At 46.8% G+C, this 17,466-nt stretch carries 10 protein-coding genes; all 10 read right to left on the bottom strand.

What is annotated here, in order from left to right:
• Positions 1-3 precede the first annotated feature (3 nt).
• Positions 4-2,931 (bottom strand): DUF4132 domain-containing protein, encoded by a 2,928-nt coding sequence (locus tag NIAKO_RS28985; RefSeq protein WP_014222030.1) that lies wholly within the window; start codon positions 2,929-2,931, stop codon positions 4-6.
• 12 nt (positions 2,932-2,943) lie between these two features.
• A complete protein-coding gene (locus tag NIAKO_RS28990; RefSeq protein WP_014222031.1) occupies positions 2,944-4,086 on the bottom strand; it encodes a VWA domain-containing protein in 1,143 nt (380 codons plus the stop codon).
• A complete protein-coding gene (locus NIAKO_RS28995; protein ID WP_014222032.1) occupies positions 4,083-6,335 on the bottom strand; it encodes a DUF5682 family protein in 2,253 nt (750 codons plus the stop codon). The genes NIAKO_RS28990 and NIAKO_RS28995 overlap by 4 nt, the downstream gene beginning before the upstream one ends.
• 139 nt (positions 6,336-6,474) lie before the next feature.
• Positions 6,475-7,554, bottom strand: coding sequence for an ATP-binding protein (locus NIAKO_RS29000; RefSeq protein WP_014222033.1), 1,080 nt, complete (start codon positions 7,552-7,554; stop codon positions 6,475-6,477).
• Positions 7,555-7,573: 19 nt separating this feature from the next.
• Positions 7,574-9,028 (bottom strand): DUF5691 domain-containing protein, encoded by a 1,455-nt coding sequence (locus tag NIAKO_RS29005; RefSeq protein ID WP_014222034.1) that lies wholly within the window; start codon positions 9,026-9,028, stop codon positions 7,574-7,576.
• 30 nt (positions 9,029-9,058) lie between these two features.
• Positions 9,059-10,360: an SWIM zinc finger family protein gene (locus tag NIAKO_RS29010; RefSeq protein ID WP_014222035.1), complete on the bottom strand. Its 1,302-nt coding sequence runs from the start codon at positions 10,358-10,360 to the stop codon at positions 9,059-9,061.
• Between the two features lie 48 nt (positions 10,361-10,408).
• Positions 10,409-13,108: a cyclic nucleotide-binding protein gene (locus NIAKO_RS29015; protein WP_014222036.1), complete on the bottom strand. Its 2,700-nt coding sequence runs from the start codon at positions 13,106-13,108 to the stop codon at positions 10,409-10,411.
• Positions 13,092-15,602 (bottom strand): hypothetical protein, encoded by a 2,511-nt coding sequence (locus NIAKO_RS29020; protein WP_014222037.1) that lies wholly within the window; start codon positions 15,600-15,602, stop codon positions 13,092-13,094. The genes NIAKO_RS29015 and NIAKO_RS29020 overlap by 17 nt, the downstream gene beginning before the upstream one ends.
• Positions 15,595-16,311, bottom strand: coding sequence for a hypothetical protein (locus tag NIAKO_RS29025; protein ID WP_014222038.1), 717 nt, complete (start codon positions 16,309-16,311; stop codon positions 15,595-15,597). The genes NIAKO_RS29020 and NIAKO_RS29025 overlap by 8 nt, the downstream gene beginning before the upstream one ends.
• Entirely contained in the window at positions 16,308-17,462 is a 1,155-nt protein-coding gene (locus NIAKO_RS29030) for an AAA family ATPase (RefSeq protein WP_014222039.1), read from the bottom strand. Before NIAKO_RS29030 ends, NIAKO_RS29025 begins: the two co-directional genes overlap by 4 nt.
• Positions 17,463-17,466: the final 4 nt, after the last annotated feature.

Raw genomic sequence — 17,466 nt, forward strand, 5'->3', positions numbered from 1 at the left:
GATTTATCGCACTTTAATGGCCTTTATGGCCGAGATTACTTCAGAATAAAACACTTCGGGTAATTTGCCCAGGGGAATCAACACAGGGTCTTTATCGTCTTTTGGTGGCGTTATCCATTTGTTCTTTCCCACCCGCTGTCTGAAATACAATCTCCCTAACTGCGCATTCATATCAGCATCAAAACCCGCCACATTCACGCCTTCTACTTCCAACACCGCCATTAGTTCGCTGGCATCTTCGTCTTTAAAAAAGGTATCGACGGAACCGCCATCCCCTGTCGGGCCTTTCCGCCAGCCATATTTTTCCAGCGTTCCCCTGATCGATCCGGGCTCTGTTTTGGTTCCATCAAACGTTCTTACGATGGTCACTTCTTTCTGTTCGGGTACCAGGGAATGAATATTCCGGTCGAGTTGTGAGAAAACCGGCTCAATGGACAGATCAAAAAACTTACGCTGCCACGTTTTCAGCGCTTCTGCCGATAGCTGCAGGGGATGCACAATACCAATCTGCGCATTTTCTTCCAATGAAATTTCATTGTCATCTGCATCCATCAGGGTGGTATCTTCCTGGCAATAAAAACATTGTTTCAATTCATTATTATCATATACGCCCCAAAGCAGTTTGGTGGCATAGATAAACATAACCGGGTTGGTTAAAAAGAATTGTTGCCATTGTTCTTTGTTCCACCGACGCTGTACCACCAGGTAATGTTCCAGCCGCGATGACTGTGATTTTACAATATCCTTTACCTCTTTGGCAATAGCTTTAAACTCATCCTTTAGCTCGTTGGCTGCACTGGCAGGAATGGCCTTCAACTTTTTATTATCGTCGTTAAAAAATGCTATTTTAAAATTGCTGTCAATAAAAGCGCGGTAGTTGTCGCCATCTACGGTAAACTCCCTGAACAGGCCTTCAAAGCCAAAATCGGGCACAATACGGTCGCCCAGCTCATACACCGTAATATTCAATTCTTCTGCTGCTGCCTCCAGGGCCAATAAGGCAGCGGCCCCTACGTTGGCTTTTTTTGTTTTGTATTTACGGCTGTACAGCTCCACCCAGCGTAAGGCTTTATTGCTTCCCTGCAAGGCCAGGGCGCCTACACCATACTCGGCCATTTTAAACCGGCTATTGTCTATCCATTTATCGATGGTGATCCTGATCTTATCAGCTACTGCATCATTACCCAATAACGCCGATAAGGCTAGTAAGTATTTATGCTCGGGTTTGGTTTCTTTTTCAATAAACAATTTGATCAGTTGCAAGGCAAAACCGGCCGACTTTTCTATATCCAGCCTGTTTATTATCAGCCTGGCTTCCAGGTCTGACCGCATGGTCTTTACCCGGCCCATGCGGTATAACAAAAAGCGCACTTCATCATTGGTTAATTGCGTACCAGTTGAGTAATACAAAGCAGGCAGGTCCACCTCATTCAACCAGGCTTCCAATGGCGCTGCCAGCTTCCCGCGCTCGCGGGCATCTGCTACCACCTGGGCCAGCATGTTATCATCGATATTAGCGTATAATTCTTCCGCTACTGCCAGCACCATTACATCGCGGGCATCATCATTTTTTTCACTGCCAATTGCTTTGCGTAAAACGGCCTTTGCCTCAGGCGAAGGAAGGAGACTTAAGATCTGGGCGGCCGCTTGCCGAACATCGGTTTTTTTATGACTCAATAGCGCCTTGCTTTTTTCAAGGGCATTTTCAGCATCACCGAGTTTTTCTACCGCTAATTGGCGAAGCTGTTTCGATTTATGCAGTACCAAATCCCATAAAGCTTCATTGTGTTTTTCACTATCAAATCTCTTTATCAGGCCCAGCACGTGTTCGTGATAGGTTATGCCGTCTACCGATGCCTTCATTGCCTTTAACAGGAAGGGAAGGGACTCCGCCTGGAAGGTGTTAACCAATAAATTCAGCACCGTCTGCTGTAAATAGTTTGTCTGCTGTATAAGATCCCATAATTTTTCTTTGGTGCTCACCGTATCTGCTTCCATCAGGATCTTAGCAGCCAGCGTACTCATTACATACATGCCTTTCCCATCATTAATTTGTCTTTCCCAACCACTCTTATTGATTTCGGGATACAATGACAGGTAATCATTCGACACTGCGATCAACAGGTCATTTACGGAACCCGGATATTTATCCTGCAAGATCACTAACGCATAAAATCGATTCTCTACATTGGCACGGTGCTTTATATACCCAAGATGCGTTTTTATTCGCTCAATAATATACGCCAGATATTTCTCTCCATTATATTTCAGCGCCTGATCTATTGCAGGGAAATTGAACAGCTGCCCGTCGTCGATGTTCGACTGAAAATACTCATCTACTTCTGCAGGTAAACATTCCATAAGTAATTCCAGAAAATTCAGATGGAAGCCTGACTTACTATATTGATCGTAAACCCCGCTATAATGTTTAATAAGTGCAGTCAGCGTATTTTTATCTGCGGCCCCCAGGTACTCTTTCAGCCATTTCAATTGGATCGCATGCGGATGTACTTTCTCCTCACCAAACTGGTCCTTGAAGGAATTTAAGATAAAGTGGAATACTTCTAACAGGGTAACATGGTTCTGTAAAAAAGCTAACAGGGTGTTCCAGTCCTGTTCTGTACCTGTGGCATCTACCTGTTGCGCCATCCGTATAATAAACGACTGCATTACATTCAACCAGATCTCAGGAGCGGTGATCACATTCAATGCCAGCTGATCGTTATGGTTCCACTGCTGTGGAAGTTGTAACAGCATGGTAAGGTCCTTGAAATAATAATTGTCGTAGGCATTAGCAAGTCCGGTTAATGTATTTGTTTTACCGGTCAGATAGTCGTTTACTAATACGATATTATTTTTTACGTCCTGAGATTTATAACCAGGTGTGATGTGCTCATTAAAGGGACGGAGTTGTTCAACCGTAAATGCCATAGGGTAAGTAGTTTATTTTTTAATGACCATGTCTTCTTTTGCGGCCCACAGCCCAATATCCTGTTTACTCAAAGCGGCAGCCATCAGGTCGGGAAATTTATCGGGGGTACAGGCAAAAACAGGAATGCCCAGGTTGGAAAAGTACTGTGCATTGTTATGGTCGTAAAAGGGCGCGCCTTCATCGTTCAATGCCAGCAATACAACCACCTGCACACCAGCTGCTACTAACTCTGCCGCGCGTTGACGCATTTTCTCCTGGTTGCCGCCTTCGTACAAATCGGTGATCAGCACCAGCACAGTATCGTTGGGTTTGGTGATGATCTGCTGGCAATAGGTAAGCGCCAGATTAATATCTGTTCCGCCCCCCAATTGCACGCCAAATAATAATTCAACCGGGTCGGTCAGTTCTTCGGTGAGGTCCGATACCACTGTATCAAATACCACCATCTTTGTTTTAATGGCGGGAATGGAAGCCATTACCGAACCAAAGATACCGGAATACACTACCGAAGTCCCCATCGATCCGCTTTGGTCTAAACACAGCACTACATCTTTTAACGCGGTTCGTTTACGGCCATAGCCGATCCTGGTTTCGGGAATGATGGTTTTATAATCGGGTTGATAATGTTTCAAATTCTTTTGAATGGTAGCATGCCAGTTGATCTCGTTATGCCGTGGGCGGCGATTGCGGTCGCTCCGGTTCAAACTGCCAATGATGGCCTGTTGCGTGGGTTGCGATAATTTACGCATCAACTCATCTACCACTTTGCGCACCACCTGGCGGGCGGTATCTTTTGTTTTATCTGGAATTACTTTGCTCAATGTCATCAACGTGGCCACCAGGTGCACATCGGCTTCCACATTTTCCAGCATTTCTTTTTCAAACAACATTTGTGTCAGGTTCAAACGATGCAACGCATCCTGTTGCATAACCTGTACAATCGATGAGGGGAAGAAGGTACGAATATCTCCCAGCCAGCGGGCAACATTGGGCGAGGAAGGGCCCAGTCCGCCCTGACGGGTGGTGTCATACAATGCTTCCAGGGTTTTATCCATTTGCAGATCGCGCTCGTTCAGGGTAACACCAGTGCCATCATTTTCTTTTCCACCCAATATCAGGCGCCATTTGCGGGTATGTTGTTCGTTGTTGCTCATTGGTTGGTTTTTATGCCTAATAATTGCATGATAACCGGAAGGCCCTGTTTGGCTCTTTCGGCATCTATATTACTTTCAACCTGTTTAACGGGTGTACCGCTACCGCCTGATTTTACTTTCTCCCCCAGCTTTTTTCTTTCGGGGGAAGAAAAGCCGGCAAAAGTTCTGCGCAACAGGGGTAATACTCTGGTGAAGGTTTCTTCATCCAGGGAATCAACCCAGTTGTTCACCAGATTCCAGAGATCATTATCTATTAACAAAATGGTACCGCTGCCTTTCAGGAAACCTTCCAGCCAGGCGGCTGCTTTATCGGGCAGCGTAGCGGCAGACATGGCATAATAAAATACGCGCACCAGGTTATCGCCTTCCAGTAATTTATAATCGGCCAGCAGGCGGGTAGCATAACCGGCAATGGTTGGCGAGGTATTGCCGCCTGTTGCGATGGTTTGCAACGTTTGCTGCCATTGATTAGTAATATCTGCCTGCTGTAATACATTCACTGCATCGTTTAACTTAAAGAACGACTCGAGCAGTTTTTGTGCAGCATCATCGCTTACGGCGGTACAGGCGGCGGGTAAACTTATACAAATACGGGTAAGCATGCTGTTCACAATTCCCAGCACCAGGTCGGCATCGGTTTTTCGTACACTGCCGTAACGGCTTGCCTGCACCAGACCCGGCACTACTTCCATCAGTTGCAGCACATCGCCGCTGGCCGCTGCCAGGTTATTGATGCGTTGGATACAGAGTTCAACAGCCCGGTGTAATTCGGCGGGAATGGTGTTTTCCAGTAAAGCAGTCACATCGCTTAACGAATTTGCATCACTGGCTTTTGAGATCACGAATTTTTCAGCCGCTTCTTCTACTGTATTGCCCCAATTGCCTTTTTCAATAATATTGATCGACAACTCCGGGCTCCATTGCAGGCGCCATTGTTCTTTAAAAGTTCCTTTACCTGTTACCTCCTGGCGTTCGCCCCAGTTTATTTCGAGTAACTGCAGCCGATGTAAGAAGATGCTTCGTTCCAGGTCGTTTTCCTTGCGCAGGTCCAACGTATAATCCTTCCAATCGGCCGTTGCGGGTAATCGTAGTCTCTTTTGCATTTTCTCTATATCCAGCTGTAATGGCGGTTTGGGGATCTCCTGGGGCACTTCACCAATGCGGTTGCTTACGATCAGCTCATCGTTGATCAATTGCATCTGGATGCTTTCCCCATTGCACAACACGGTGCGGGTAGCCTCATTCAATTCATCTAACCCGGCTTTATACAAGTTGCGCATGCTGGCCAGTGATTCGGCCAGTCGCACGGCTTCTATTACATGCGCTACGGAAGTATCCATTTGTTTTGTTCTGAATAGCTGGGCCACCTTCGCCATCCAACGCGTGCCATCGTCGGCAGGGAAATTCCAGATGTGATCGTACCACCCGGGTGATTCAATACCGGCGCCATAGCCACTGTAATAGCTCAGGCGGCTGTATGTCCAGGGGATCCAGGTACATTCTACTTTCACTTTTGGCAACCCTTTCAGCAGTTCATTATCTTCTTTGGCAGGCGGCATGGTAACCAATGCAGGTGCATGCCAGGCGCCACAGATCACTGCTATGTTCTGGAACATTTCTTTTTCTGCCTGTCGAATGGTTTTTCGCATCCAGGCTTCGCGGCATTGTTCTGCGCGGTCATCCTTTCCCGGCATGGTTTCTCGCAACACCTGCATCGCTTCTGTTACCGCATCAAATACCTGCTCATTGCTTTGCCGGTGCTCAAACATATGTTCCCACCATTTCTCGCCATCATCGTAACCGGCTGCTTCTGCCAGGTACGAGATGGGATCTTTGGCGAATGCTATTTTTTGTCCTGCTTCATTGTTCCGGATAATATAGTTGTTCACTGAGGGATCAGCTGATGCTTGTGGTGTTTCCTTTTTTTCTTTTTCCAGTGCGATCTGGTGGCTGATGGGCAGGTCCATAAACCGTACATGAATATTATTGCGACGCGCATAGGCGATCGCCTGCCATTCGGGTGAAAACTCTGCAAAAGGATAAAACGACGACCGCTGCGGATCATCGGGTTGATACACCAGGATGGCTACCGGTGGTTTCAAGGCTGCATGGTTTACCCATTGCAGCAGCGGGTCCGCTTCGGGCGGGCCTTCTACCAATACAATATCCGGCTTTACTGCTTCCAGAAACTCTTTTACATTTCTGGCTGAACCGGGACCATGGTGTCGGATGCCTAGTATGTGGATCATTTGGTGAGTGGTCAGTGGTGATGAATCAGCAAACGTGAATCGGCAATCGGCAATCGAGCCTCACGACAATTTTCAACCTGTTAACTTGTCAACTTGTTAACCCTGTCAACTATATCAACCCTATCAACTTCTTACTTCCTTACAACAAATCTCTACAAGCCCGATAAATATCCTTCCAGTCCTCCCGGGGTTTAACTACCGTCTCCAGGTATTCCTGCCAAACCAGTTTATCCTGCACCGGGTCTTTCACTACGGAGCCTATAATACCGGCTGCAAGGTCAGCTGCTTTCAACTGGCCATCGCCAAAATAGGCGGCCATGGCCAGGCCATTATTTACTACCGAAATGGCTTCTGCCGTACTGAGCGTACCAGTGGGGGTTTTTATTTTTGTTTTTCCATCGAGGGTAACGCCGCTGCGCAATTCCCTGAAGATGGTTACAATCCTGCGGATCTCTGATAATGCAGGTGGCTCGGCTGGCAATTCCATTACTTTTTCAAAACTTTCCACCCGGCGTTTTACGATATCAATTTCTTCGTCCATGGAATCAGGAACGGGTAAGATAACCGTATTGAACCGGCGCTTTAACGCGCTCGACAATTCATTCACCCCTTTATCACGGTTATTGGCGGTGGCGATTACATTGAACCCTTTTACCGCCTGTACTTCTGTATTCAATTCAGGGATGGGCAATGTTTTTTCAGACAGAATGGTAATGAGCGTATCCTGCACATCGGCGCCGATCCGCGTCAACTCTTCTATCCGTACGATCTTGCCATCTTTCATAGAGCGCATCACAGGTGTTTCCACCAATGCTTTTTCCGATGGACCTTCCGCCAGCAAACGGGCATAGTTCCAGCCATACCGGACGGATTCTTCGCTCGTTCCGGCCGTACCCTGGATGATCATGGTGGAGTCACCGCAAACCGCTGCTGCCAGGTGTTCGCTCACCCAGCTTTTTGCTGTACCTGGTAATCCATATAATAACAACGCGCGGTCGGTGGTTAAGGTAGCTACTGCTATTTCCATCAGGCGCTTGTTGCCAATGTATTTGGGCGTTACCTCAAATCCATTCTTTAGCTTGCCGCCAACCAGGTAAGTTACTACCGACTGTGGCGTTAATTTCCAGTTGCTTGGGCGTTTGCCGGATTCCTGTTTTTGCAGTTCCTCCAATTCCTGGGCATATAATTGTTCGGCGTGTTGACGTAGTAAGGAAGACATAAGGTGTTATTATTTTTAATCAGTTAAAGGATTGTATCGTTTGTTTTTTCAGGTTGATGAGCGTGGTGATGTATTCACTGGTATTGCTCCAGGTGGTTCTTAAATAATCTTCACCCGGTGCGCACTTCTCCAGTTCGGGAACAACTTCAACCGGTATACAATGGATGTACCGGCTGTAGAACGAGCGATTATATTGATAAACACTCCTGGCAGTTTTTATAAAGATAGCCCGGGTAAGATCAACACTCCAGGTATCTTCCCGTTTGATAGCATGTTCTATTATATTCTCCGAGAACTGGTCCATGAACCTGATGCTGTAAAACTCCTGCTCTTTCACCGGCAGCAAAGGAATGATGTCGATGTAAAACACCTGGCTGTTTTGCATAAGCGCCGTTGCCCAGCGCTGGTCTTTAAACGCCACCACGGCCTGTACCAATGCGGGCATTAATTTTTTACCAATGGGATCTTTTTGCATGGACCGGATGATGATATCGGGTTCACTATCCAACCGGGTTTCCCAAAAGGGGGGCGGTACCGCCTGCACCAGCTGATAGATGATGTATTCCTCATCCGTAAAATCTTTGCTGTTGCTCAGTTTATCGAGGCCGGTGTTTTTGAATAGCTGCTCATCCAACCCGGCGGGCAGTTTTATCTGTAAGCCCTTTTTACCGATGGTGATCGTTTTTTGCAGTACCTGCCGGTATTGCTGTACAACCGGCGAATCGGGTATTTGCTTCAGCAGCCAAAGCGCCACATCTTTTACCTTCTTACTTTTCTCTTTTGACAGGCTTTCCAAAAATTCAATATCATCCTCACCAATGTTAATGGCCATAATCATCAGCCATTCTACCTTTGTGCCGGCATCTTCCTGCGCCCAGGTTTGCAGTAACCAGGTTCTTGCCATGGCCGGATCGTCTTTTCGTAATTGTTCCAGCACGGCTTTACGCTGTTCGGCAGAACCGGTTTGCCACAATTCTTCCTGCGTAGTGGCGGTTGAGAAATTCCATTCAGGATTGAACTTACTTAACCAATCGCCCCGTTTGCCGCAGCAGGCTACTACCAGGTTTTGTAATTTCTTTTGTTGCGTGCCAATGGTGAGCAAGGCAGGGACTAACTCCGGTGTAACGATGCGGCTTTTCGCCTCGCACAGTTGTAACCAGAATTGTAATAATGAATTGCTTTCCGATTCAAGAATGTCCCTTAATGTTTGAATGGCCAGTTGTGAACAATATAGCTTTTCTTCAATGGCTGCTTTGGAAACCGATACGCCTTCTTTTTTCAGGGGCAATACCCCGCACTGGCGATAATTGAATGCCAGCGAGGCTATTTGTAAAAACTGTTCTTCTTTATCGGTTGTACTATTTTGAATGAGTGCAGCCAACTCCGCCAGCTCAGCCGGTAATTCATTGGCGGCAAGCGTTCGTTTGTCTGTACCCAGCAAAGCTGTATTAATAATCTGATCCCAGGTTTGCATATCCTCAATTTGATTAGTGTGTCAATCCCCTTATAAAATCCTGTACTCATTCTGATACCAAACCCCAAAGGGTTCGTATTCTTTTTCTTTTCCTACCACGGCCATATTCAAAGCCTCGCCGCCGCTTAACGATAACAGCTTCCAGAGATTCTTAAATCCCCCCCTGATGTTCATCATGGCATTGTTGCTGTCCTGCAGCCACCATTGCTGGTTATAAAAAACCGGTCGCACCTGTTCAACAATGAATGGTCTTTCACTGTAAAAAGGCAATGCGCCCGCATGCACGGTTTCGGCCTCCACCACCTGTTGCCAGTTGGTAAAGCCTTTGTATTGCTGCACCTTTTCGGTATTGATCTGTTTTTTTATTATTGCTCTCAGCGGGGAAACGGAAGGGTAGAACACCAGTTCGGCCTGTACAAACAAGCCCGGTGTCAATGCCAGTTGCGCTCCCTGGCCCCGGATCAGGAATTGCAGCACCAACGCGTATTGGTTGCTGTTGATGCCATAGAGCCAGTTCCTTTCAACGGTTAAATTCTCTTCTTCGGTAACCTGTTTGCCCAGCACCAGCCAGGTATCGGTAACGCCGGTTTGTTCTTTTAACTCTTCCTGGTTTTGGGTAAAACCAATCCAGGTACGAAGGTCCTGTTGTAATAAGGCCGGAAGGGTGTCGTTGTTTTTAAATCCGGTAGCAATAATATAAATCCGCAATAACTGATCTATGAATTCTGTTTGCCAGCCATCGCGGTAGAAATTTATTTCAGCCAGGTTGCGGATCATGCCCGCCAGGCCGGGCGCCTGTGCATCCACCATGCGGCGCGACATATTCTCGAACCAGGCAGACCCTTTTTCAGGTATGCTGATGATCCCATTACGAATGATATCTTTTATCCATTGTAATAATTCCTCGATGCCATCGCTTACTTTTTGTTCGCGGGCCTGGCGGCGCTTGGCTTGCGCGGCTTCATCAACCGGCTTTTCCTTTTTCTCAGCTTGCTTTTCCTGTTTCTCAGATCGTTTGCTGATCCAGTCCGATACCCAGGCGGGCATGTCGTGAGTGATAAAATCATTTTTTGTACGAACGTACAGGAGCAGCAATCCAACGCCGTGTTTACAGGGGAATTTGCGGCTGGGGCAGCTGCATTTAAAGGCAATGTTTACCAGGTCAACCTGGGTTTGGTAGGGCTTACTTCCACTGCCCTGGCATTCGCCCCAAAGCGCCAGCTCGTTTACTCCTTTGCTTACCCACTTGCCCGGGCCGGACAATTCTTTTCCTGACTTTTTAGACGATTCGTCGGGCGCCAGTGCAAGTACTTGTTCTTCGGATAATTGCAAGCTTTATAGTTTTAAGATGTAAGGTAATGGTTAGTTAGATCCCGCCCTTTACTCCCTGATATCATGCAAAGTTATCTTTCCATTTGATTCCAAAACGCCTAGTTGGTCACGATTGGTGCCGGGAAAAACAGCGATTATCTCATTTTCAACCTCATGCTCCCAAATCTTACTAAAGACAGAACCATCATAGACCAATACATTTTTTTTACCGGCAACAACAAAACGACTATCAAAAAGAACTTCAACCTCCACAACCTCTATGTCAATAGTAATAGTATGTGTCTCCCCCTGATCTTGTATTACAAACAAAACCTTATTATTGACCCCAAGACCCACGGTTAAAGATCCATCATGCTGTTGATTGACTACCATTTTGTGAATAGGCGCATCAGCCTGGTACAAAACATCTATTGTGCCTAGCTCAGAAATACGCAACAAAAGGTTTCGGCAGATCAAATAATAATTACCATCACACCAGATCATTTCACGAACAAGATCTCTTGGCGGACCATACCCCTCACCAGTATAGGTACAAGGAACGTCTTCCAGTTCCTCACCCTTCAACGAATAGCGGATCAGGAAAATTTTAGAAAGATCTATTCCACGATTTAAAACAACAATTTCTCCCTGATGCATACATATACCTACCGCTTTGGAGCCTAAAAAATCAGGGCAGCTAACTATCAACTCATCCTGAAAATGTTTATTCTTAGGCAAACATTTTTCCGTTAGCGGTTCATCGAAGCCATATAACAAGATCCGGTTTGCATGTCCGGGATCTGCCAGAGCAACAATAGGCGTATCCAAACTTAGTTTCTCATACCAGCTAAAATATTCTATATACCCATCCCAATTCATTCTTGCCAGCACCATTCCTGATGGCTTCACTCCCCAAACCAGCAATTGGTTATTCCAGGTAATTGTCTTTTTCCAATGCACGTCATTCATCAACTTAAATTGACGAGGCGCCGGTTTTTGTTTGGGGGCATCCTTTATCGTATGCAGGAACCGGTAACAATCGGGCGTCAACAACTGATCGCCTGTTACAAAATTCCTGAGCACATGTAAACTGGCCGGGTTGCCGGCACTCACCTGCTCACTCACGATTTCATAAGCAATACCCTGGCAGGTATTTTCCAGTTCTGTTGTTTTATACTTTTGATTTACCTTGTCTATTACATTCAGGAAAGCCATTTCTTTATTGACCACCTTGTTATTGGCATAGAATGCTTTCACCACCGAATGTATTTCTTCTTTATTGTCATCAGCCGCCAGCTCAAAGTATTTTACCAGGCAGGCTTCGGGTTGCTTTACATCGTTCCAGCCGCTTAACAATACTTTCTTCGCCCTGGGTTTATTGCCTATTTTATCAATTACCAATCGCGACTCTTCCAGGTAATCTTTATTGGCGGCTGCGGCCACTACACATTTTTCATAGCAGTTAAGGGCTGGTTCTTCCTGCCCCATGTCCCTGTATAGATCGCCTGCTTTTTCATGTTGGCCCAATTCGGTATATAACTCAATGGCATCTGTCAGCAACCCACCTTCTTCATAACAGGAGGCCGCCATAGAAAGATTCTTTAAATGCTCTTTATACAACACCGCTGCTTCGCGGTAATATCTGCCCTGCCTCAAGGTGGCAGCTGCTGAATTATAATCGCCCAATAATTGCGCATAGATGTAGGCTGCCTTTTTAAAATCTTTCTCCTCGATTGCTTTCTGCGCCGCTTTCAGGTACTTAGCCCGTAACTCGCTGTAATAATTATCTACATTCCAGCCATCCACTGCATGACCGCCGCCGAGCCGGCCCAGGTTGAACTGGGTGGAACGTTTTGTTAAACTGCCCGATTGCCTGCCGGTACCCCTGCTTAAATAAGGGCTGTTTAATGGAATGGCATATTGCAAGGCCTCTTCGATATTCTTATCGAACATGTCCGACAGGCGCTTTAATTCACTGTCACGTTGTTTTTCCAGGTCCTCGATCTTTTCTTCCATCCAGTTTATGAACTTTCTAAACAAACCCGGACTTTTACCTTCGTCACGCCCATTCTCTCCACTTCCACTGCTGCCCAACAAGCCTTGAGGCAGTAGGGAATTTAACCCGCTGAGCACGGTGAATACGCCTTTAAAAAGCCCGCTGGCGAATGGATTGTTCAGCCAGCCCGGCACTTCGCTCTTATTTGATTTCGGAATATCTGTAAGCGGCTTATTACCGATGTGCTCTTTGAAAGATTCAAAAACTTCCTCCGCTGTCAGACGCTGTACACCAATCTGGTTCAAGGGTATCCAGGGTTGCAGGCCTGCCTGCGCATATCCCCAGTAAACATTCCGGGGTTCCGTATATTCCAACAGATCAGCCAGGTTAATCCGGTCTGATCTTTCAAACCCTATAAACCCGATGGTTGGATGAAAAACCTGGTAATCCCAGATCAACAGGGATTGCAATTCTGATTCGCTGATGGCGGGCGATAATTCCGCATTAACCGGTAGATACAATTTACCACCCAGCACGGTATAAGGATGCATAACCTGCAATAACGCGGGCATTTTTTCCCTGCCGAAAATAACAAACAAACCAGCCGCATTGACCGGGTTATTGTTTTCAGCAACAACAAAACATACCAGTTTATCCAATGGTACCTGCCAGGCGTTTATCTCCTGCAACCATACGCCAGGATCGTTGCCCCGGATAAAGGCAGCGCTTAACGCCTGCGTGGCATGCTCATTATATTTAAGCGTTAGTTGCATATTTTTTGATTCTGTCTATGAACCGTTGAATATAATTTTCATAAAAGGCGGTTACCGCAGCGCCTTCTGTGCCAGCCTTGCCGGTAAAATAGGGTGAGCCGCAAACGTTGCCATCTGAAGACCAGCAGGCAGTTGGCTTGCCAACGATCATCACAATGGTAATTTCACCAATGGAGCTATCTGCGCTTTTTAAATGCAAAAGACCCCTCGAATCTGCCACTACTTCACTCCCTTCGGGCCATATAAATCTGGAGAATTTAAGGTAAGTATTAGGTAGGTCAATAACAGGCATCTCTCTTTTTATTGCTTCCAATGCCACGGTGTTTTTGCCTTTTTCCTGACGATTTTGTTCAATGACGATCATTTCATTTATTTTCTCACTACGTGACCGTAAAGAAATGTGCCGTTCGTCAAATCCCAATTCTCCATCTGCATTCAAATAAACACCCTTTACGGTATTGATGGTAGTGTACCCCTCATTCACAAATTTTTTATAGAAGTTCAGGTTTACGTTCCCGAATGCTTTTCTATTCCGCTCCAGCATCAGGGTAAAAACGCCTATCCGGTCTTTGCCGGGATATGCTTTACCTGTCGAAGCTTCTATAGCAAACAGCTCGTTAGCTGTCTTAACATAAAAGTAGCCTTCGTCAAAAACCATTTCGGCCAGCCCGGTTATGGTATCCGGTAATTTAGTGATTTCTACGGTACCCGATTCCAGATCCACTTCGTACAGCCGCACATACTTTGGGCCACCCGAATAAACGAGGATGTATAAAGTAGTGTCGCCAGCTGAGCCAAAACAAATCTGGCCAAACTCCAGGTATTCGATGATCTCCCTGGCGCCCCGCATTCTATTGTTCCAGTATAAAACCCGCTGGTCGATGGTAACACAAACCAGGTGGTTTTTTTTCACTTCAAAGAAACAGTCGGCATTGAATTTTATTTTAGATGCTGGTAAAAACAGCGGACCCGGCAGGTATTGCATAAAGGCAGGCGCATGTAACAAGCTCCTGTTTTTCCTGACGCTTTTTTCCTTTTTGGGCGCGGTCGCAGGGAATAACAATTCCTGCAGATCGAACCGCGCTTCGCTCAATTGTTTTTTACGCCCTTTGATGTATTCATAAAATCGCAACTCACCGCTTCTGCTAACCGTAACTAAAAAATTCACCGGCTTTTTTAAAGAAGCCAGGATAGATTGAAACAAGATGCCGTGCGTACCTGCTTCTTCTGTTATTAAGAACACCTCGTCTTCTTCCCGCATGGCCTGCTGGCTCACAAATTGTGAAAGCCCCCGACCGCAGTGCAAGGCAGCATCCAGTTGTTCCAGCGCATTTACTACGCCATCTTTAGTGGTTAGGTCAATGTCATAATAGCCGGTTCCTGACAATGCATAGGATGCAATGCGCGCTTTTGCTTTATTATTATGGGCGCAGGCCAGTGCAGCCGATACGGCAAATACGCGGGGCAGGCCCCACATCTTTAAAGTGGTATCAACTAATAAGATCCGTTGCTTTTCGGGGTTGGAGGGCAATTCTTCGCGGCGCAGGTACAGGGCTTCATTATTAGCCAGCCTGGCCATTAACGACAGGTCATCATGCGCCAGTTCGCTTAGCAACAGCCGATCGAAATTGCCCCGGTTGGTAATATCCGATACGCCGCCAAACAACTGATCGCTGCTGCCATGCGCATGCATGGGAATGTTCAGGGCGGCAATCAGGCGTTTTGTCAATTGCACCAGGCCGGTAGTGCGGTCGTCCTCTTCCAGTTGCTCCAGCAGATCGCCGGTTTCCAGGCTGGGTATTTCCAGCGCTACAGCCTGGGGTAATTTCCGGATGCCACTTCTAACCGCCACTTCCAGTTCCTGGGCTGTAGGGAATGCCATCAGGGCTTGGTGTAACGCCTCTATGTCCTGACTAAAGGTTCGCTTAACGTGACTACCGCCATGGTTCCCCGAAACTTCATCCCCCATCTCATCGTAATCATAGGGAGGTTCCCTGAAAATTTCATAATCATATTGGCCGCTGTTAAAAACATCAACAAGCTGGCTTGCAGCTTCAATTGAAATTAGTTCCGCTACCTTTCCAAAAACCAGGTGCAGCAACCAGGTCCTGTTATTTCCCGTCCTTAATTCCAGTGGTAGCGCTGCTACATATTGCAAGAATCGTATGGCCTTCAACATCTGGTCTTTCATCCCACCCAGCTTTTCGCTGTTCTTTTGCTGGTAATCCAACAGGCGCAACATACTCATGGGGATGCCGCCTTTGGCAGCAGGTGTATCAGCCCGTTCCTTACAGGCACTGATCACTAATAAGATGGCGCCGAAGGCGGGCAATCCATCTTTTGACAAATGTTTTAGAATAGGCATCAGTTCATCGCGGTAACAAATAGTATCGCCATCCCGCCATTCAATTACCTGGCCACCATCGGCCCAACGCCAAAAATATTTATGGGGAGCCTGAAAGTAATCGATCAGGCCCAACGTCAGGTTATCCATCGTTCCCCCCTTTTGTTAAACGGATGGCACTGCGGGTAGTTTGTACAAATGCATCTTTGGGAATTTCCTGCCAGGTACCATCAGTATCAAACAATAAGAAGGAGTCGTTATCGGGATTGAATTGCGAACTAATCAAATTACTTATAACCGCGGGATCAAATTCAAAACCACAAGGTATTAATAAGGTATCTAGCAGTATATATTCCCTTCCCGGCAGGGCCGGTAATGGTTCGCCTATGATCAATACTTTATTTTCTTCCGAAACTGCAAAACGCGTTTGTTGCAAACGCACCAGCGGCGCCGTTTCCCCATACGCTTTCCAGGTGTGCAAATCAGTGAGCAGGGAGTTGCCTTGCTGCGATTGTTGCGAAGGGACCAATCTTACGGGTGCCTGTTGACTGATCTTACCCGGCAGGGCCGATACAGGCAGCGTCACCGTAATATAAGTTGATAATGGCGCCCAGGTCATGGGCTGCAATTTTCCTACCGGCGTAAGGCCGTGGGGTGGAAATAAATAATCATCCGCATCCAGCGTGTAGGTATGCAAACTTGGCAGTTGTCTGATGCGCAGATCAATTTCCTTGTTTACAGCAATCCCGCGCACCCAAATAAATCCCTCCCTTTCAGCTGCCTGCAAACCAGGTAAACAGCGTACTGATCCCAGCGCTGCTTTATCGGTTTGTGACAATACCATTATTAGCTCCTTCATTCGGCATGCATTATTTGTTGCCAGAGTGCATCGATCGGTTTTAATACGTACTTCTTCTGGTCTGCATTGCTGATCCATTCACAACGGCCATTCAGGTAGCGCAGTCTGTCTTTTATAACCGAACGTTCTGCGCCCGAGGTTTCGGAACGGTTCCATTGCTCAGTCATTTGCATTATCTCTTTATAAATGTCATCTGCATTGGGCATGCTGTTGACGGCCGCCCTGGGATGCAGTTGTTCCTGTTCTGTTTCTTCCTGGAGTTCAGCGTTAACAATACCGGCAATTACTTCACGCTGTTCATCGGTATCCCAGATGTAGCGCAACACCCACATATCACTGCGATAGGCTTTTGTTCGCTTACATAAAATAGCGCTGGCAGCGATCAACCGCTGCAATTTCACGGCACGCCGGTCAGAGACCTGTACTCCGGCATTGCGTAATTTCTCAATGAGGTCGATGTAATGCGAGCGAATCGCCTGCATATCAACCAGCGGGATCAAACTTTGCAACTGACGCACCTCTTCCGTTTCTATACCGGGGATGTCGCTGGTTTTCTTTTGTTCCAGTAACCAGCCGGCATCCAGCACATCGTTCAAATGATGCGGATCAACATAATCGCAACGCACGCGGATCAGAAAGCGGTCGAACAAAGCCTGTAAAGCTTCTTCTTCAGGCAGGTGGTTACTGGCGCCCACGATCATCAAAGCAGGTAAGTGCTTTGTTTCACGCCCGCGCCGGAAAATGCGTTCGTTCAATACCATCAGCAGGCTGTTCAGGATAGCGCTGTTGGCGTTGAGCAATTCATCCAGAAAGATCAAATGCGCTTCAGGCAGCATACCTTCTGTATTGGTCACCAGGTCGCCATCGCGCAAACGGCGGATGTCAAACGGACCAAACAATTCATTGGGTTCTGTAAAACGGGTTAGCAGGTATTCAAATGTTTTACCTTGTAGCAACCGGGCCAGTTCACGCACCAGGGCGCTTTTAGCGGTTCCGGGCGGGCCCAGTAAAAACAGGTTTTCACGACCTGCCAGGCAAACTCCCATCAGGTCAATAATATCATCTTTACCAACAAAGGTGCTTTTAATGTGCTGCAGTACCGCATTCACTTTATCGACCAATTGAAAATCGATACCATTTTTGTTTTCCATGCTT

Source organism: Niastella koreensis GR20-10, from assembly GCF_000246855.1.
Lineage (GTDB): Bacteria > Bacteroidota > Bacteroidia > Chitinophagales > Chitinophagaceae > Niastella > Niastella koreensis.

Bases quoted from the DNA above. Each gene is read 5' to 3' on its own strand.
- NIAKO_RS29005 (WP_014222034.1), bottom strand. From the start codon at position 9,028: ATGCAAACCTGGGATCAGATTATTAATACAGCTTTGCTGGGTACAGAC.
- NIAKO_RS29000 (WP_014222033.1), bottom strand. From the start codon at position 7,554: ATGTCTTCCTTACTACGTCAACACGCCGAACAATTATATGCCCAGGAA.
- NIAKO_RS28995 (WP_014222032.1), bottom strand. From the start codon at position 6,335: ATGATCCACATACTAGGCATCCGACACCATGGTCCCGGTTCAGCCAGA.
- NIAKO_RS29025 (WP_014222038.1), bottom strand. From the start codon at position 16,311: ATGAAGGAGCTAATAATGGTATTGTCACAAACCGATAAAGCAGCGCTG.
- NIAKO_RS29015 (WP_014222036.1), bottom strand. From the start codon at position 13,108: ATGCAACTAACGCTTAAATATAATGAGCATGCCACGCAGGCGTTAAGC.
- NIAKO_RS28985 (WP_014222030.1), bottom strand. From the start codon at position 2,931: ATGGCATTTACGGTTGAACAACTCCGTCCCTTTAATGAGCACATCACA.
- NIAKO_RS29020 (WP_014222037.1), bottom strand. From the start codon at position 15,602: ATGGATAACCTGACGTTGGGCCTGATCGATTACTTTCAGGCTCCCCAT.
- NIAKO_RS28990 (WP_014222031.1), bottom strand. From the start codon at position 4,086: ATGAGCAACAACGAACAACATACCCGCAAATGGCGCCTGATATTGGGT.
- NIAKO_RS29030 (WP_014222039.1), bottom strand. From the start codon at position 17,462: ATGGAAAACAAAAATGGTATCGATTTTCAATTGGTCGATAAAGTGAAT.